The organism is uncultured Tenacibaculum sp. (assembly GCF_947504135.1).
Lineage (GTDB): Bacteria > Bacteroidota > Bacteroidia > Flavobacteriales > Flavobacteriaceae > Polaribacter.
The window spans coordinates 269,241-287,347 of sequence record NZ_CANNGG010000002.1 but is presented as its reverse complement, the minus strand read 5'-3'; the positions used below and the strand labels follow the sequence as shown (position 1 = coordinate 287,347).

18 protein-coding genes are annotated in these 18,107 nt (G+C 32.6%); 3 read left to right on the top strand and 15 right to left on the bottom strand.

Annotation, left to right across the window (positions count from 1 at the left end):
* Positions 1-18: 18 nt before the first annotated feature.
* From rimO to Q0663_RS04775, 3 genes are all read right to left on the bottom strand, one after another.
* Positions 19-1,371, bottom strand: a complete 1,353-nt coding sequence (gene rimO, locus Q0663_RS04785) for a 30S ribosomal protein S12 methylthiotransferase RimO (protein ID WP_299007273.1) — start codon at positions 1,369-1,371, stop codon at positions 19-21.
* Positions 1,372-1,572: 201 nt separating this feature from the next.
* A complete protein-coding gene (locus Q0663_RS04780; protein WP_299007270.1) occupies positions 1,573-3,219 on the bottom strand; it encodes an amidase family protein in 1,647 nt (548 codons plus the stop codon).
* A 110-nt stretch (positions 3,220-3,329) separates the two neighbouring features.
* On the bottom strand, positions 3,330-3,686 hold the full coding sequence (locus tag Q0663_RS04775; RefSeq protein ID WP_125068168.1) for a helix-turn-helix domain-containing protein: 357 nt from the start codon (positions 3,684-3,686) through the stop codon (positions 3,330-3,332).
* A gap of 96 nt (positions 3,687-3,782) precedes the next feature.
* Here Q0663_RS04775 and Q0663_RS04770 point away from each other — a divergent pair, with 96 nt between their 5' ends.
* Positions 3,783-4,382, top strand: a complete 600-nt coding sequence (locus tag Q0663_RS04770; protein ID WP_167455899.1) for a nitroreductase family protein — start codon at positions 3,783-3,785, stop codon at positions 4,380-4,382.
* A 46-nt stretch (positions 4,383-4,428) separates the two neighbouring features.
* Here Q0663_RS04770 and ftsY read toward each other — a convergent pair whose 3' ends face one another.
* From ftsY to Q0663_RS04735, 7 genes are all read right to left on the bottom strand, one after another.
* Positions 4,429-5,382: a signal recognition particle-docking protein FtsY gene (gene ftsY / locus Q0663_RS04765; RefSeq protein ID WP_299007258.1), complete on the bottom strand. Its 954-nt coding sequence runs from the start codon at positions 5,380-5,382 to the stop codon at positions 4,429-4,431.
* 263 nt (positions 5,383-5,645) lie between these two features.
* Positions 5,646-5,798 carry a DUF4295 domain-containing protein gene (locus Q0663_RS04760; RefSeq protein ID WP_125068173.1) on the bottom strand — a complete coding sequence of 51 codons (153 nt, stop codon included), beginning with the start codon at positions 5,796-5,798 and terminating at the stop codon, positions 5,646-5,648.
* 28 nt (positions 5,799-5,826) lie between these two features.
* Positions 5,827-6,009 carry a 50S ribosomal protein L33 gene (rpmG, locus tag Q0663_RS04755; protein ID WP_013070733.1) on the bottom strand — a complete coding sequence of 61 codons (183 nt, stop codon included), beginning with the start codon at positions 6,007-6,009 and terminating at the stop codon, positions 5,827-5,829.
* Positions 6,010-6,036: 27 nt separating this feature from the next.
* A complete protein-coding gene (gene rpmB, locus Q0663_RS04750) occupies positions 6,037-6,276 on the bottom strand; it encodes a 50S ribosomal protein L28 (protein WP_047790661.1) in 240 nt (79 codons plus the stop codon).
* A 165-nt stretch (positions 6,277-6,441) separates the two neighbouring features.
* Positions 6,442-7,686: a competence/damage-inducible protein A gene (locus Q0663_RS04745; RefSeq protein WP_299007232.1), complete on the bottom strand. Its 1,245-nt coding sequence runs from the start codon at positions 7,684-7,686 to the stop codon at positions 6,442-6,444.
* Positions 7,687-7,727: 41 nt separating this feature from the next.
* Complete coding sequence (locus Q0663_RS04740) at positions 7,728-8,336, bottom strand: fumarylacetoacetate hydrolase family protein (protein WP_299007229.1); 609 nt, start codon at positions 8,334-8,336, stop codon at positions 7,728-7,730.
* 99 nt (positions 8,337-8,435) lie between these two features.
* The gene (locus Q0663_RS04735) at positions 8,436-9,275 is read right to left on the bottom strand and encodes a 1,4-dihydroxy-2-naphthoyl-CoA synthase (protein ID WP_047790629.1); all 840 of its coding nucleotides are present in this window, start codon (positions 9,273-9,275) and stop codon (positions 8,436-8,438) included.
* Positions 9,276-9,370: 95 nt separating this feature from the next.
* On the opposite strand from Q0663_RS04735, the gene Q0663_RS04730 reads away from it, so the two are divergent.
* Positions 9,371-10,609 carry an alpha/beta hydrolase-fold protein gene (locus Q0663_RS04730; protein ID WP_299007211.1) on the top strand — a complete coding sequence of 413 codons (1,239 nt, stop codon included), beginning with the start codon at positions 9,371-9,373 and terminating at the stop codon, positions 10,607-10,609.
* Position 10,610: 1 nt separating this feature from the next.
* Here the strand turns inward: Q0663_RS04730 and Q0663_RS04725 are convergent, their stop codons facing one another.
* The 4 genes from Q0663_RS04725 to Q0663_RS04710 form a co-directional block, all read right to left on the bottom strand.
* Positions 10,611-11,021, bottom strand: coding sequence for a DNA-binding protein (locus tag Q0663_RS04725; RefSeq protein WP_125068184.1), 411 nt, complete (start codon positions 11,019-11,021; stop codon positions 10,611-10,613).
* 1 nt (position 11,022) lies between these two features.
* Positions 11,023-12,678, bottom strand: coding sequence for a 2-succinyl-5-enolpyruvyl-6-hydroxy-3-cyclohexene-1-carboxylic-acid synthase (gene menD / locus Q0663_RS04720; RefSeq protein WP_299007197.1), 1,656 nt, complete (start codon positions 12,676-12,678; stop codon positions 11,023-11,025).
* A 110-nt stretch (positions 12,679-12,788) separates the two neighbouring features.
* The gene (gene fsa / locus Q0663_RS04715; protein WP_299007194.1) at positions 12,789-13,442 is read right to left on the bottom strand and encodes a fructose-6-phosphate aldolase; all 654 of its coding nucleotides are present in this window, start codon (positions 13,440-13,442) and stop codon (positions 12,789-12,791) included.
* Positions 13,443-13,568: 126 nt separating this feature from the next.
* Positions 13,569-14,369, bottom strand: a complete 801-nt coding sequence (locus Q0663_RS04710) for an SDR family oxidoreductase (RefSeq protein ID WP_299007188.1) — start codon at positions 14,367-14,369, stop codon at positions 13,569-13,571.
* A gap of 91 nt (positions 14,370-14,460) precedes the next feature.
* Here Q0663_RS04710 and Q0663_RS04705 point away from each other — a divergent pair, with 91 nt between their 5' ends.
* Positions 14,461-16,131: a M1 family metallopeptidase gene (locus Q0663_RS04705; protein ID WP_299007181.1), complete on the top strand. Its 1,671-nt coding sequence runs from the start codon at positions 14,461-14,463 to the stop codon at positions 16,129-16,131.
* A 73-nt stretch (positions 16,132-16,204) separates the two neighbouring features.
* Here the strand turns inward: Q0663_RS04705 and Q0663_RS04700 are convergent, their stop codons facing one another.
* Positions 16,205-18,049, bottom strand: coding sequence for a DUF349 domain-containing protein (locus Q0663_RS04700; protein WP_299007173.1), 1,845 nt, complete (start codon positions 18,047-18,049; stop codon positions 16,205-16,207).
* Positions 18,050-18,107 lie beyond the last annotated feature (58 nt).

Sequence of the window (18,107 nt, the reverse complement as noted above, 5' to 3'; positions counted from 1 at the left end):
CATTTTGCAGGTTTGATTTTATTTCCTCTTTTGATTTAAAGGAACTGGTCTTTCTTGTTTTACTACAGGCTTTCCATGCAAGTCAAAATCACCTGCATCGAAAATTTCGATATCTATAAATTCTCCTAATTTTATATAATACTCACGAGCATCAACAATTACGTCATTATCTACATCTGGTGAGTCAAACTCGGTACGTCCGTAGTAATATTCACCATCTTTTCTATCAAACAAGCATTTAAAAGTCTTTCCTATTTTTTCTTGATTCAATTCCCAAGAAATTTGCGACTGCACTTCCATGATTTCATTCACCCTTCTAAACTTCACATCTGCAGGCACATCATCTTCTAACACATACGCTCCTGTGTTTTCTTCGTGTGAATATTCAAAAGCACCTAAACGCTCAAAACGCATCTCCTCTACCCAATCTTTCAATTCTTGGAACTGCTCTTCGGTTTCTCCTGGATATCCAACAATTAACGTTGTACGAATTGCCATATCAGGAACTGCTTCACGGAATTTATGAATCAATGCTGTTGTTTTTTCGTGTGTCGTACCACGTTTCATTGATTTTAAAATCTCGGTATTGATATGCTGTAACGGAATATCTAAATAATTACAAACCTTTGGTTCGTTCTTCATCACTTCTAACACATCCATTGGAAAGCCTGTTGGAAAAGCATAGTGTAAACGAATCCATTCAATTCCTTCAACTTTTGCCAACTCCTTTAATAAATCTGCTAAGGCACGTTTTTTATAGATATCTAATCCATAATAGGTTAAATCTTGCGCAATTAGCATGATTTCTTTAATCCCTTTTTCTGCCAACTTGGTTGCTTCAGTAACCAAATCTTCAATTGGAGTAGAAACATGTTTACCACGCATTAATGGAATGGCACAAAACGAACATGGACGATCACAACCTTCTGCTATCTTTAAATATGCATAGTGCTCTGGAGTTGTGGTTAAACGCTCACCAATTAACTCATGCTTATAATCAGCTTCTAAAACTTTTAATAAATTTGGTAAATCGTGTGTGCCAAAGTACTGATCTACATTGGTAATTTCAGCTTCTAAATCTGGTTTGTAACGCTCACTTAAACAACCCGTAACAAACACTTTATCTACTTCTCCTTCTTCTTTTTTCTGTGCGTAGTGTAAAATAGTTTCTACACTTTCTTCTTTGGCTTTACCAATAAAACCACATGTATTGATCACTACAATATTACCTTCGTCATTTTCATCTTCATGAACCACTTCTTTACCATTGGCTTTTAACTGCCCCATTAACACTTCACTATCGTAAACGTTTTTAGAGCAACCTAAAGTTACTACGTTAATTTTGTTTTGTTTTGTTGTTTTAGTACGCATATTGTAAAAAAAATTCGGAGTGCAAATATACGCTTTAATTCAGCTTTTTAGCTAATTTGAATAATGAAAAGTTAGTTTGTCTCTAACATCTTTTTAAGACGACATCTATCATTGAAACAAGAGATATCTTAACCGATAGCGAAACCTTTTGAAATCTCAACATATAAAACTCCCAAATTAGGAGTTTTTATATGTTGTCTATTAGTTATAATCAACTGGCGCTTTTCTTACTTTGGTTAACTGCTCAAATGCATGCCCTATTTGTAGTAACTCTTTTTCTGTAAAAGGCTTTCCTATAAACGTTAAACTAACAGGCTCTCCTGTGTTTTTATATCCCATAGGAACTGTTAATGTCGGATACTTCGCTACTGCTGCAATACCAGAATGATAATTATTAATCGATAGAATAGCATCTAAATTTTGGACTTTTAAAGCTTGTAAAAATTTCTTTCCATTATAACTTAGACTATCTTTTACTACCTCTAACTGAGCTAAACTAGTCGTATCTTTTATTATTCCTTCAAATAGCTGTTGTCCGTAAGGAGCTCTTTTTATAGAATCTTTTTTATTAAACTCAACCACATCTTGTATATTTTTCACTGTTAGCTTTTTGTTTCCGTAAGTAGATAAGTATTCAGGTAAATCATGTTTCATGTCTATATTCAACAGCGTAATAAATCCATCAAATGAAATTTCTGGTGGTGTTATCTCTATAATTTCTGCTCCAGCTTCTTGTAACTTTTCTACACTTGCTTTGTAAATAGAATCTGTTAAAATAGGTTGTAGCACCCCTATTCTTTTTCCTTGAACTGTATAGTTGTTATTGAGTAATTCTTTAGGACTAAAATCTTCTATCTCTAAAGAAGCAGCATCCTCATTATCTTTTCCTAGCATCGCTTCAAATAAAATGACATTATCTACTATGCTTTTGGTCATCGGTCCTGGAGTATCTAATGTACTTGAAATTGGAACAATTCCTGACCGACTTAAAACACCAATTGTTGGTTTTAATCCAACCACTGAGTTTTGACTAGAAGGTGACGTTATTGATCCTGCTGTTTCCGTACCCACAGCAGCTACTGCATAATTTGCTGCTACAGAAACACCACTTCCTGAGCTAGAACCTCCTGTTTCAAAAATTTTTCTCCCATAAGGATTCAAGGTTTGTCCCCCAGTAGTACTATATCCTAACGGGCAATCTTCACAAAAGAAGTACGCCCATTCACTCAAGTTTACTTTTCCTAAAATTAATGCTCCCGATTCTCTTAATTTTTTGACTATAAAAGCATCCTTGTCAGTTGAGTTGTTTTGTAAAGCTACCGCTCCTGCTGTAGTTTTCATTCCTTCTGCATCGATATTGTCTTTTATTAAAATAGGAATTCCACTAAGCGAATATTCATTAACTTCTTTTGATTCTTTATCTTTTGCTCTTGCTTCTTCTAACACCTTTGGATTTAGAGATATAATTGCATTCAAATACTTTGTGCTATCACTTTCAAACTTTCGTATTCTATATAAATAGAATAATGTTAGTTTTTCGTAGGTGAGTTTTTTATTTGTTATGCTTTTTTGAATAGTTGGAATATCTTTTTCTAAAATTAATGGTTTTAGTTGTTGATATTCTTCTTCTGAAAATTTTGATAACTCCTTTTCAAAAGGTTTGAATTCTTTATTTAAATCTAAAAAATGAGACTGAAGTAATTTAAACTGCATTCTCTTTTTCTCGTGACCTTGCTGTTTTTGTATTTCTGATGATTCGTCGTAACTTTTAAAATATACTTTTACAGCTTTTTGCTTACATGCACCTATAAATAGAACAATTAATAATAAAAAAGTAGCTTTTCTCATTGGTTAAATATTTGATACTCAAATGTAATTATAAAAATTGAAAAGCTTTTTTAGGATAACAAAACTACCTTATTACCTAAACTCTAATAGCTGACGATGCACAAATACTATTATTTCGAATGATTTTTTACAGCAAAATCTCCCCAGTCTGCGATAGACTGAATTATAGGAATTAAACTTTTTCCTAAATCAGTTAAAGAGTATTCCACTTTTAATGGAGGTTTTGATGTATACACTTTTCTTTTAATCACACCATCTTCTTCCAAGGCTTTCAACTGTAAACTTAAAGTTCGTTCTGTAACCATTGGAATTTCTTTTCTTAACTCACTATAGCGAAGCGTTCCTTTTATTAAATGAAAAAGAATTACTGTCTTCCATTTTCCCCCAATGACTCCCATAGTAAGACTTGTACAGCAAGGAAATTCTCTCCCTTTAAATTTAAATGTTTTGGACATTTGTGTTTCCATATTTTATACTATCCTTTTTGACCGTTATTGCAAAGATAAAATACTATACTTACTTTTGCTACTATAATTTTTATAGTTTAATTAAAAAAATAAAATATGAGCTTTATAACATCTATGCAGCAACGTTATACAACTAAAAAATACGATGCTTCAAAAAAAATTGAATCTGAAAAAATTAGAGAGTTACAACAGGTTTTACAACTAAGTCCTTCTTCAATTAATAGTCAACCATGGAAATTCACTTTTGTTTCTGACATCGATACAAAAGAACAACTTTCAAAAGTATCTTGGCTAAATACTAGCAAGGTTCTTGAAAGTGATACTATTGTAGTTTTTAACCGAATTGATGACATCGCTTTATTTGAAAAACAAATTGAAGAGGAGCTCCCTGAGGGTGCTGTTGGTTATTATAAAGAATTTATAAAACCAAAACCTGAAGAAGAGATTAAAGCCTGGTTTAACAGACAAGTTTATTTGGCTTTAGGAGTTTTTTTAAGTGCTTGTGCAGAAATGGGAATCGATGCTACTCCAATGGAAGGTATTGAACCAGAAAATTATGACAAAATTTTAAACAACAAAGGTTACGCAACTGTTGTTGCTGTGGCAATTGGCTATAGAGATGACGAGGACTTTAATCAACCTGACAGAAAGCCTAAATCAAGATTAGCTTTTGATAAGGTTATTGAAACAGTTTAAAATAAAAAAACTCCCAAATTGGGAGTTTTTTATTTACTTATATTTTCTATTTAAAAAACGAATCTACAAATTCGTGTTTGTTAAATACTTGTAAGTCATCAATACCTTCTCCTACTCCAATATATTTTACAGGAATTTGAAATTGGTCAGAAATACCAATTACTACTCCTCCTTTTGCAGTACCGTCTAGTTTGGTTACTGCTAACGAAGTTACTTCGGTTGCTTTGGTAAACTGTTTTGCCTGTTCAAAAGCATTTTGCCCTGTTGAACCATCTAACACTAACAATACATCGTGTGGTGCATCTGGTATCACTTTTTGCATTACACGCTTAATCTTTGTCAACTCATTCATTAAGTTTACCTTGTTGTGTAAACGTCCTGCAGTATCAATAATTATAACATCTGCTCCTTGGTTTACACCTGACTGTACAGTGTCATACGCTACTGAAGCAGGATCAGACCCCATTTCTTGACGTACAATTGGAACATCTGTTCTATCTGCCCAAACTTGTAGTTGATCAATCGCAGCAGCTCTAAACGTATCTGCAGCTCCTAAAACCACTTTTAACCCTTGCTTTTTAAATTGTGAAGCTAGTTTACCTATCGTAGTTGTTTTTCCTACTCCATTAACACCTACAACCATTAACACATAAGGTTTTGTATTTGCAGGAATAGTAAAATCGGTTTCATCACCAGTATTTGTTTCTGATAATAAACCAGCAATCTCTTCACGTAAAATTTGGTTTAGCTCTTCTGTTCCTAAATATTTATCGCGAGCAACACGCTCTTCAATTCTATCAATAATTTTTAGGGTAGTTTCTACTCCTACATCAGACGACACGAGTACTTCTTCTAAATTATCTAACACATCATCATCTACCTTTGCTTTTCCTGCAACTGCTTTTGATAATTTAGAGAAAAAACTTGTTTTGGTTTTTTCTAATCCCTTGTCTAAGGTTTCTTTTTTCTCTTTTGAGAAGATTTTCTTAAAAAAACTCATTCTTAAATATTATAATCGCTTACATAGGTTAAAAACTATACCGTTTTACTGATACAGTCAAATTGTCATTATACCGTAACTTTTTCGTTAGGGATTGAGGCATTTGTTGAAGCTCTCCCGATACTTCGGGAAGCGACTGCCGAAAGCCCGACCTGCTAGGGTAACGCCCAAATCTTTAAAGTGTTTTAAAAACTTGAGACTGTCAAATATAAAAAAAGCTACTCTCTAATGAAAGTAGCTTTTCTTTAAACTGTATACAAGAATTACTTTTTTGCTAAAAAGTCGTTTACTTGTGTTGGATCCATGATAGCTTCAACAAATGTATAAGCTCCAGATTTTGGAGACTTTACCATTTTGATAGCCTTGGTTAATCTTTTCGAACCTGTTTGTAACGATGCTACTGATTTCTTTGCCATTTTATATTAAAGTTTACGCCGTAGCTTATTATTTAATTTCTTTATGAACTGTCATCTTCTTTAAGATTGGATTAAATTTCTTTAATTCCATTCTATCAGGAGTATTCTTTTTGTTCTTTGTTGTAATATAACGAGAAGTTCCTGGTTGACCAGAAGCTTTATGCTCAGTACACTCTAAAATTACTTGAACTCTGTTTCCTTTTTTTGCCATCTCTCTAAAATTTTATCTAGTAAGGAATTATTTAGTTAAGAAACCTTTTTCTCTAGCTTCTTTAATAACCGCAGAGATTCCTTTTTTATTAATATTTTTTAATGCAGAAGCAGATACTTTTAAAGTTACCCATTTATCTTCTTCTGGAATATAGAAACGCTTAGTCATTAAATTAGCGTTAAATCTTCTTTTAGTTCTATTTAAAGCGTGAGATACATTGTTACCTACCATCGCTTTTTTTCCTGTTAATTCACAAACTCTAGACATCTTCTTGACAGTTTTTAGTGTTATTTCTAAACGAGGTGCAAATTTATGCATTTTAATTTACTGCACAAAAATATTCTCGATTAAATTTTAATTAATTTTAATCTTTTCAAAACTAGGCTCAGCATCTAACCTATTTGGAAGCGTAACGGGCGCAAAAATACTAATTTATTTTAATATGGCAGCCTGTAAAAGTTCTAAAGATTTGGTTACCGTTCTATTAATTACCTTTTCTCTAGGTTGTCCAAAGTTAAACTCGTGTACATCTACTCCGTCTTTACTAGTAATAGCAATATATACCAAACCTACACTCTTATCATTATGATCAGTTGTTGGTCCTGCATTCCCCGTTACAGCTATTGCATAATCTGTTTGTAGCTTTTCCTTGCATCCTTTTGCCATTGCTAAAGCTACTTCTTTACTTACCACGGTAAACTTATCTATTGTTTCTTTAGAAACACCTAGTAGCTGCTCCTTTAAAGCTGCTGTATACGTGACAAATCCGCCCATAAAATATGATGATGCTCCTGGAACGGAAACAATAGTTGAAGCTATTTTCCCTCCCGTTAAACTTTCTGCAGTAGCTACGGTTTTCCCATGTTTTTTTAACAGTTTACCCACTTCTTTTTCTAAAGATGTTTCATTATCATCTCCAACGATAATTTCTGGTATTAGCATATATAATGCTGCAACTTGCTTTTCCATCTCTTTCACTAATACCTCTTTATCTTTTCCTTTAGCTGATAAACGTAAACGAACACGTCCATAAGATGGCAAGTAGGCTAGCTTTATAAAATTAGGTAAACTCTCTTCCCAATCAGAAATTCTTTCTGCAATAATTGTTTCCCCTGTACCTACCGTCATAATTGTCCTATGTAAAATAAATGGCAATTTAAAAGTAGACCGTAGCTTAGGCAATACATGATACTTCATTAACCCTTTCATTTCATATGGCACTCCCGGAAGAGAAACAAAAACAGTATTATTTTCATAAAACCACATTCCAGGTGCGGTTCCTAAACGATTCATTAATAAGGTTGCTTTCGAAGGAAGCTGCGCTTGATACTTCTGTATTTCGTTGAACGGATGATTAACTTTTTTGAATAAAAATTTAATATTATCAATCACCTCTGGATATTCAACAACCTTATCGTCTTGAAAATATTCAGCAATTGTTTTTTTTGTGATATCATCTCTGGTAGGTCCCAATCCTCCAGTTATTATCACAATATCTGCTCTACTTTCTGCTTCTTTTAACGCATTTAATATGTGCTGTTTTTCATCCTGAATTGAAGAGATTTGATAAACCGAAATTCCTATTTTATTAAGTTCTTGACCAATCCATTGTGAATTGGTATCTACAATTTGTCCGATAAGAATTTCATCTCCTATCGTTATAATTTCTGCATTCATTTATATATCTAAAAAAGAATCCCGCCGAAGCGGGATATATTTTATTTTACTTTAATTTGAAAAGCTTGTTTTCCTTCAATAGTTCCTGTTAAAATGTCATTTTCTGCCACTTTTCCAACTCCTGCTGGTGTTCCTGTAAAGATAATATCTCCTTTTTTCAACGTGAAATATTGCGACACATAACTAATCAACTCATCAATTTTCCACAACATACTAGACGTGTTTCCATCTTGAACCACCTCATCATTCTTTAGCAACTGAAAAGAAATATTTTCTAAATCAAACTCTTCTTTCGGATAAAACTCTCCAACAATGGCACTGCCATCAAAAGCTTTCGCCTTTTCCCATGGCAATCCTTTTTCTTTACACTCTGCTTGTACATCTCGTGCAGTAAAGTCGATTCCTAGTCCGACAGTATCATAATACTTATGTGCAAATTTTGGAGAAATATGTTTTCCCACTTTGTTTATTTTTACCAATACTTCTACCTCATAATGTACATCATTTGAAAATGGTGGGATAAAAAATGGCATTTTCTTTGGAAGAATAGCCGAATCTGGCTTTAAAAAAACTACAGGGTTTTCTGGTTTTTCATTCGCTAATTCTTCTATATGTTTTGCATAATTGCGACCAATACAAATTATTTTCATAAGCCCCTTTTAATTTCCCCAAAGGGAAAAATCATACTCTTTTATTTTTATAATTTACTCAAACTAACTCCCTCCCTTTGGGAGGGTTAGGGTTGGCTTTTAAGGTATCCAAGTTTTTGGGAAGTTAGGCTTACGTTTTTCTAAAAACGCATCACGTCCTTCTTTGGCTTCATCCGTCATATATGCTAAACGAGTTACTTCTCCTGCAAATACTTGCTGACCAACCATTCCATCATCCGTTAAGTTCATTGCGAACTTTAACATTTTTATTGAAGTTGGTGATTTTGCTAAGATTTCTTGTGCCCAATCAAAAGCTGTTTGCTCTAACTCGTCATGAGGAATTACTGCATTTACCATTCCCATTTCATACGCTTCTTGTGCTGAGTAGTTTCTTCCTAAGAAAAATATTTCACGGGCCTTCTTTTGCCCCACCATTTTAGCTAAATATGCTGAACCATATCCTGCATCAAACGAAGTTACGTCGGCATCAGTTTGCTTAAAAATAGCATGTTCTTTACTCGCTAAAGTTAAATCACAAGTTACGTGCAAACTATGTCCGCCACCTACAGCCCAACCTGGAACGACGCAAATTACTGCTTTTGGCATAAAGCGAATTAAGCGTTGTACTTCTAAAATATTCAAACGGTGGTAACCATCATCCCCAACATACCCTTGGTGTCCACGTGCATTTTGATCTCCTCCAGAGCAAAAACTCCAGACTCCATCTTTAGTTGATGGTCCTTCTGCAGACAACAATACCACTCCTATATTCGTATCTTCATGTGCATCATGAAATGCATCTAATAACTCTGAAGTAGTTTTTGGTCGAAACGCATTACGTACATTAGGCCTGTTAAATGCTATTCTTGCAACGTTGTGTGACTTTTTATAGGTAATATCTTCGTACTCTTTGGCAACTTTCCAGTCTGGTTGTATCATAATCTTAAAATATTGTCGTTATTTAGTTGTACAAAAATAACATAATAACTTTATTTTTCTTTTCTATATTTGAACGATATAATTTACCCCTAAATATGAAACAAGTATATTTATTATTTACCTTATTAATTAGTACTAGTCTTTTTTCTCAAAAAGTTGTTACTCAAAAAATCAATTCAAAAGAATTAGAAAAAGATAGAAATGTAAAAATCTACCTTCCAAAAGGCTATGATGCAGATGAAACTACTAATTACCCGTTGGCTATTGTATTAGGAGATGAATACCTTTTTGATTTATATGTAGGAAACGCAAAGCTATATGCTAACGTTGATAAAGCACCGAGACAAATTGTTGTTGGAATTGACATGAAAGACACATACGGGAGAGACGTTTCAATAATACCTGCTAACAATGCTTTAACAACTTCTGGGGTACATTTTTTTAACTTTATAAAGCATGAGTTAATTCCTTTTATGGAAGGGAACTTTAGAACCTCTCCTTTTATGACAATTGTAGGTGAAGGGAAAGCTGCTAACTTTATAACTCATTACTTAAAAGATGAGCAACCTATTTTCAACTCGCTTATTTGTATCACTCCAGAGTTTCCGCAATTTGCTCCTGCTATTATAGAGTCTTATTCTTTAAGCAGGTTAAGCTCTATAGACAACACTTACTTTTTATACACTAGTAATAACAATAAATATATAGACTCTAAGCAATACAATTTATTCAGTGAGATCAAAACATTAGTAACTTCTTACGAAGCTAAAAACTTACACGTTAATTTTGATGAATTCCCTAATGCCCCTAACCACTTAGCTGTAATTGCCGAAACTATTCCTAGAGCTTTTACACAAATGTTTAGCTTATATTCTAAAATTACTAAAGAAGAGTACGAAGCTAATGTTAAAGACTTAGCTCCGCTAGATGCTATTAAATATGTTGAGAAAAAATACTTAGATATTCAATATTTATACGGATCTAACTTAAATGTTCGTTTGGATGATATTTTTGTTATTGAAGATATCGTTATAGACAGGCAGGATGGTGACTATCTTAGAGTTTTAGGTGACTTTGTTATGATAAAATACCCTGACTCACATATGGGAGATTTTTATATTGGTAAGTATTATGAGTTAGGAAAAGAATATGAAAAAGCAGATTTTTACTATAAAGCTGCTTACGGAAAAATGGATCCTTCAAACCCTAATGCTGATGCTTTTTATGAAAACATTAAACGTATAAACGATTTAATGAAAACAGAAAAGAAAGAAAATCCTACTGAAGAAATATACGAAAATATAGAAGAGCAACAAGAAGAAGGACAAGAATAGGTTATTTTAACACTATTCTGTCTTCTTGTAATTCTATTTTTTTACTTTTATATAAACTGCCAATAGCTCTCTTGAATGCTTTTTTACTCATCTGCAAGTGAAATTTAATTGATTCAGGAGAGCTTTTATCTGTTAACAATAAAAAGCCTTTTTCTTCTAGCTTTTTTAAGATTATATCAACATCTGAATCAATTACATTCTTAAATCCTTGCGGTCGTAGAGATACATCAATTTTTTCATCTTCACGTATCTTTTTAATATAACCTACCGTTCGCATTCCTTCTTCTACATCACTAAAAACTTCATTGTTATACAACAAGCCTTCATATGCTTCATTAATTAATACTGAATAACCTAAAGCGGTTTGAACGCCAATTACTAAATCTACCTTATCACCTTCTTTTAATTCCATCTTATAAGTTTTTAAAATAGTTTTTTAAAACTACGTCATTTATTTCTTTTGGAGTAAAAACCTCCATTATTTTTGGTTGTTTCGATTCTTCATAAAACGAAGTCAAACTAGTTTGTAAACTCTTTAAATCATTTACCTGAACATAATCAAAACCATACATTTTTGACATATGCTCTGCTGTTAAACCGTGCGGTGTTTCAAAATACTCAGTCGCATTTGTCGTTAATGGCCCTGGGATGTATCTAAAAATACCACCTCCAGCATTGTTTAAAATAATAATTCTAAAATCCTTCGGAATATTTGTATTCCACAACGCATTACTATCGTAAAAGAAACTTAAATCTCCTGTTATAAATATTGTTTGATTTTTTGAGGCGTATGCTGCTCCTACAGCTGTACTTGTACTACCATCAATCCCACTTGTCCCTCGATTACAAAATACTTTCAGCGTAGAGTTTACATCAAACAATTGTGAATATCGAATAATTGAGCTGTTACTTATTTGTACTTGCGAATTATCTGGAATACTTTCTAAAATAACTTCAAAAGATTTTAAATCTGAATATTCGCAATCTTTCAAATACTCTTCGTGTTTTACAGCTCTTTGTTCTTTTTCTTGTAACCATGCATGTTGATAACTACTTTCAACATTTTTCTTTTCCTTAGAAAGACTTGTTAACAAGGTTACAGGTTTTACTTGTAAAAATTCTGACAAACAGTGATACGTATCCATTGCCTTTAACTCATCAACATGCCAGTGATGTTTCGGCTGTAATTTTCGTAAAAACTGTTTAATTCTTTTAGAAATTACCATTCCTCCTAAAGTTAGTAATACTTCAGGTTGCAACTCTTTATATTCTTTTTCAGTTAATTTAGATATTAATTTATCAATGCTATTGATAAACTTAGGGTGGTATATATTTGAAGTAGTTTCTGTTAATACTAAAACAGAAGTATCTTCTGCATATACATTCAATATTTTTTGAAGTTCAGTATCTGGAAAATGACTTCCTACCAAAATCATTTTTTTAGTTGAAGAATTCCAAATAGATGAAATTTTTTGATAATCTACTTGAGATTTCTCGACCGCATTCGAAGTAACATTTGTAAAATCAAAAAACTTAAGCTCTTCTACTGTTTCATACAGAGGCTCATCAAATGGAACATTGATATGAACTGGCCCTTTGTTATTAATTGAAGTTTGCAAAGCTTCCGTCAACAAATCGGTATTATTTTTTAATTGATTTTCTTCTTCAATCAAATTAGCCGAAAACAAAATGTGATTTTCAAACACATTCTCTTGGCGAATGGTTTGTCCATCGCCAATATCAATCAGGTGCTTTGGTCTGTCTGCTGAAATTACAACTAGCGGAATATTACTATAAAAAGCTTCTGCTATCGCAGGATAATAGTTCAATAAAGCCGAACCAGAAGAACATACAATGGCTACAGGTTGTTGCTTTTGTTGTGCTATCCCCATTGCAAAAAAGGCTGCACAACGCTCATCTACTACACTTAATGTTTTTATTTCTGGATGATTTGAAAATCCGACTGTAAGTGGTGCATTACGAGAGCCTGGAGAAATCACAACGGTATCAATATTAAATTGATTACATGCTGAAACTACTAATTGCGCGAGTTCTTTTTTTGGGAACATTTCTTTTTAAGTTAAAAAATGTCATTTCGAAAAAACGAAAAACCTTTTTTGATTAAGTAGATTTTTCACTTCTGTCGAAATGACATTATATTTTTTCCAACTAAAGCTGGTTAGTTTCCTTTTTTATAATCTGCTAAGAATTTAGCTAAACCAATATCAGTTAAAGGGTGTTTTAATAATCCTTCAATAGCACTTAAAGGCCCTGTCATAACATCAGATCCAATCTTAGCACAGTCAATAATGTGCATAGTATGACGTACAGAAGCTGCTAAAATCTCTGTTTCAAATGCATAGTTATCAAATATCTGACGGATTTCAGCAATTAGGTTTAAACCATCTGTAGAAACATCATCTAAACGACCAATAAACGGAGACACATACGTTGCTCCTGCTTTTGCTGCTAATAATGCTTGACCAGCTGAAAACACTAAAGTTACGTTGGTTTTAATTCCTTTATCAGAAAAATATTTACATGCTTTTATTCCATCTTTAATCATAGGTAATTTCACTACGATTTGAGGATTTAAAGCAGCTAACGCTTCACCTTCCTTCACCATACCGTCAAAATCAGTAGAGATTACCTCAGCAGAAACATCTCCTTCTACTATTTCGCAAATTGCTTTGTAGTGATTGATAATGTTATCTTCTCCTGTTATTCCTTCTTTAGCCATTAATGACGGGTTTGTTGTTACCCCATCTAAAATACCTAAAGCTTGCGCTTCTCTAATTTGATCTAAGTTAGCTGTATCAATAAAAAATTTCATCTGTATATTTATTATGTAGTTGTGTTCTAATCCTTAATTTTTTCCGAGAGCTCAACTCTCTACAAAACAACATGTAAAACAACATTTTACACCGTAATTTTCTTTAATTACAAATCTTTTGCGAATTTACAATTTATAATGATTCATTAGTAGTTTTTCATAAACTTTATCAGGTAATATTCTTTTTAACACAATTGAAAATTTCTCCATAAACCCTCCTACTTTATAGTGAATTTTAGGATTCTTGTTTTGAATTATTTTATAGATTGCCTCTGCCATTAGTATTGGGTCTGCTCCTAAATCAACATGAGCATCCATCAAGGCTAAGTTTTCAGCATATTTTTCTTTGTAAGCAGAGTTTTCAAAAACAGGTGTATGATACCTTCCTGCAGCAATATTCGTAGCAAAATCTCCTGGAGCTACATTAACAACCTTGATACCGAAACTTTTCACCTCCATACTTAACGCTTCTGTTACCAACTCTAACGCCCCTTTACTTGCAGAATAAATTCCTCTAAAAGGCAATCCCATATACCCCGCGATTGAAGTTGTATTGATAATCGTTCCCGATTGCTGTTTTCTCATGTGAGGTAACACCTCTTTAACAACATCAATTACCCCAAAAAAATTTGTATTAAAATTATCTTTCATTTCTTGTGTAGGTGTATCCTCAATTGGACCAGTAATTCCTTTTCCTGCATTGTTTATCAACACATCAATCTTTCCTTCAGCAGTGATTACTTCTTCTACAGCTTTCTTAATAGACTCTTGATTGGTTACATCTAATGCTACCATTTGAAATGGAGTAGTTACTTTTTGTGGATTTCTACTTGTTCCGTAAACTTTAAACCCTCTATCGTGTAAATAGGTAGCTATTGATTTCCCTATCCCTGAAGAAGCTCCTGTAATGAAAACTGTTTTCGACATTGTTCTTATTTTAAGCAAATATCTTAAAGTTAACTTCAATAAAAAAACTTTAAAACTTATCTTAGCGTTTTATCTTTCAAGAACAAATACTATGTATAAAAAAACATTTTCTTTATCTGTTTTTATGACATCTTTAGCAATTTTAATTGCTGGATGTTCTTCTTCAAGCGCTCAAAAAAGCACATCGTTATTTTCAAAAAGTGAGACGTTTACACGTCAAGATTCTTTACGTGGTTCTATTACTCCTGAAAGATCTTGGTGGGATTTAACATATTACCATCTTAATGTAACTGTTAACCCTGACAAAAAGTTTATTAAAGGAAAAAATACAGTACAATATAAAGTTTTAAAACCTCATCAGGTTTTACAAATAGATTTACAATCTCCTTTAAAAATTACCAAAGCGACTCAAAACAATAAAGAACTACAAGTTATTTCTGAAGGAAATGCGCATTTTATTCAACTACAATCTCCTCAAAAGAAAGGAACTGTAAATTCTGTTGATGTATATTATGAAGGAAAACCTAAAGAAGCTATCAGAGCTCCTTGGGATGGTGGTTTTTCATGGGAAAAAGACAGTAATGGAAATCACTTTGTTGCTACTTCTTGTCAAGGATTAGGTGCCAGTGTTTGGTGGCCTAATAAAGACCATATGTATGACGAAGTAGATAGTATGGCGATTAGTGTTCGTGTACCTAAAAATTTAATGGATGTTTCTAATGGACGCCTACGAAAAATAGAACAACATAATGACAACACGACTACCTACCATTGGTTTGTTGATAATCCAATCAACAACTACGGAGTAAATGTTAATATTGGAGATTATGTACATTTTTCTGAAAAATATAAAGGTGAAGATGGAGAATTAGACATGAATTATTATGTGTTACGTGACAATCTTAAAAAAGCCAAAAAGCAATTTAAAGATGCTCCTAAAATGATGAAAGCATTTGAACATTGGTTTGGAAAATATCCTTTTTATGAAGATGGTTTTAAACTAGTAGAAGTTCCTTATTTAGGAATGGAACATCAAAGTTCTGTTACTTATGGAAATCAATATAAAAACGGGTATTTAGGTAGAGATTTATCCGGAACTGGTTGGGGGTTAAAATTCGACTTTATTATTATTCACGAAGCTGGTCATGAATGGTTTGCTAACAATATTACGAATGTAGATATTGCTGATATGTGGATTCATGAAAGCTTTACAGCTTATTCTGAAAACTTATTTTTAGATTATTACTACGGAAAAAAAGCGTCTGCTGAATATGTTATAGGAACTCGTGATGCTATTCAAAATGACAAACCAATTATAGGACAATATGATGTTAATAACGAAGGTTCTGGAGACATGTATTACAAAGGAGCTAACATGTTGCACACCATTCGTCAACTAGTAAATAACGATGAAAAATGGCGACAAATTTTACGCGGATTAAACGCTGATTTTTATCATCAAACAGTTACCACTCAAGAAATTGAAAAATATATGATTGAAAAATCAGGAATTGATTTAAGTAAAATTTTTGACCAATACTTACGTACGGTTGATATCCCTGAATTTGAATATCATATTGAGAATAACAAGTTAAAATATCGTTGGACTAATGTTGTTAAAGGATTCAACATGCCTTTACGAATAACAATTAACGGAAAGTCTGAATTATTATATCCGACAGAAGACTGGCAAACAAAAACGATTAAAGGAACTTCCATTGAAGTTGATGAAAGCTTTTATGTGTATTCTAAACCTGTTTAACAACAGTTATTCAAAACAAAAAAACTCGAATCAAATTGATTCGAGTTTTTTTGTTTTGTAAAATTACATCTGATTAGTAATCTAATCTTTTTAAGTAATCTAGCTTTTCTTGCCAAAGATCTAATTGGTCTTTGAAATCTTGGATTCCTTTACGTACATTTTGAACTAAAGGATTATCTTCTGTAGCGTTAGAAATAAAGCTTAAATTATTTTCTAGCTGCTGCATTTCTCTTACAGTTTCATCAATCTTCTTACGAATAAAGAACTGCTCGCTATCTAACTTTCTGTAATCTTCTTGTGATAAATATGAATCTACTACATTCTTAAACTTCATCATTTCAACATCTACTCTATTCATATCCAATTTTTCTAAATGAGCATCCATCGCCTTGTTGAATTTCTCGTCTAAATGACGAGCGTTTCTAGGTAAAGCTCCTAAATCTCTCCACTCTCCTAACACTCTTTCAACATCTTCTTCTGTAGAAATCTCAGCAGTTTTAATTTGCTCTATAAACTCTTTTTTAGCTTCTACTACTGCTAATTGCTCTTTATTTTCCTCATTTTTACGAGCATGTAACCTATCAAAATAGTAATTACAAGCATTTTTGAATCGTTTCCAAATATCATCAGAGAATTTTCTAGGTACGTGTCCTATTTTTTTCCAATCTGCTTGAATACGTTTCATGGTATTGGTAGTTTCACTCCAATCTTCACTATCTTTTAAACTTTCTGCAAGCTCTACCAATTCCTTTTTCTTTCTTAAGTTCTCATTTTGTGCACTTTTTTCATGCTTGTAAAAGGCATTTTTTGCTGAGTTAAACTTTTTGGTAGCTGCTTTAAATTCTTGCCAAACAGCTTCACTTTTACTGTAAGGTAACTTTCCTATGTCAAAGTATTTTTTGCGTAGCTTTTCTATTTCTACAATACTTTTTTGCCAGTCGTTGTGTGTTTTATTGTTTGATGTATCGTATGCATTTATTTCTGCAGCAACTGCCAATTTTGCATCAATCATTTCTTGATACTTTGATTTTAACTCTCTAAAGTACTGATGACGTTTATCGTGTATTTTTTTTGTAGCTTCACTAAACTTACCCCAAACTTCTTCTCTATTTTCTTTTGCAACAGGTCCTACTTCTTCCTTCCATAAACGGTGTAATTCTTGTAACTCTTTAAAAGCTACATTTACATCTTCAATCTCATTTAAAGCCTCTGCTCTTTCAATTAATCGTAGCTTTTCTTCTAAATTATGCTTAAAATCAAGCTCTCTAAAATCTTTATTTAGGTGTAATAAGTCATAAAAACGCTCTACGTGATGATGATAGGTTCTCCAAGTATCATTATACTTTGTTTTAGGAACAGGACCAATACTCTTCCAACGATTTTGAATTTCTTGAAAATCATTGTACATCGTTTTAGGGTCAGCGTTTTCGATTAAATTCTTTAACTCTTCTATTAAATTATTTCTTCTTTCTAAATTCTCTTTTAGTTGTTTTTCTAATTGAGAATAATACGTATCTCTTTTGGTTTTATATTCACCAAGTAATTTGTTGTACTCTGTTTTAACAGGACTAGAAAACTGAAAATCAATAGAATTACCACCATCTGCTAAAAAAGCTTCTTTTTTCTTAGCAAGTAAAGCCCCAAACTTTGAATTAAACGCTGTTTTTAAAGCATCTACATTTGATTTTAATTGTTGAACTGGATGGTTTTTTAGCAACTTTTTTAATTCATCAACCAATTTCTCCAATTCCATCGAAGCGTAATCAAGCATTGGAATTTCGTGCTTTTCATCTGCTTTTTCAGATTCATTAGCCACTTCGTTTTCTACTTCGTTAACTGCACTTTCAGTTTCCTTACTTGCGTCGTTTTGCGCTTCTGTAATTGGGTTTTCCACTTTTTCTTCGTTGTTTTCTAACATATCTACAATGTTTAAGTTCCTTGATTTAGATTATAAAGATACGGATTCTAATGTAATA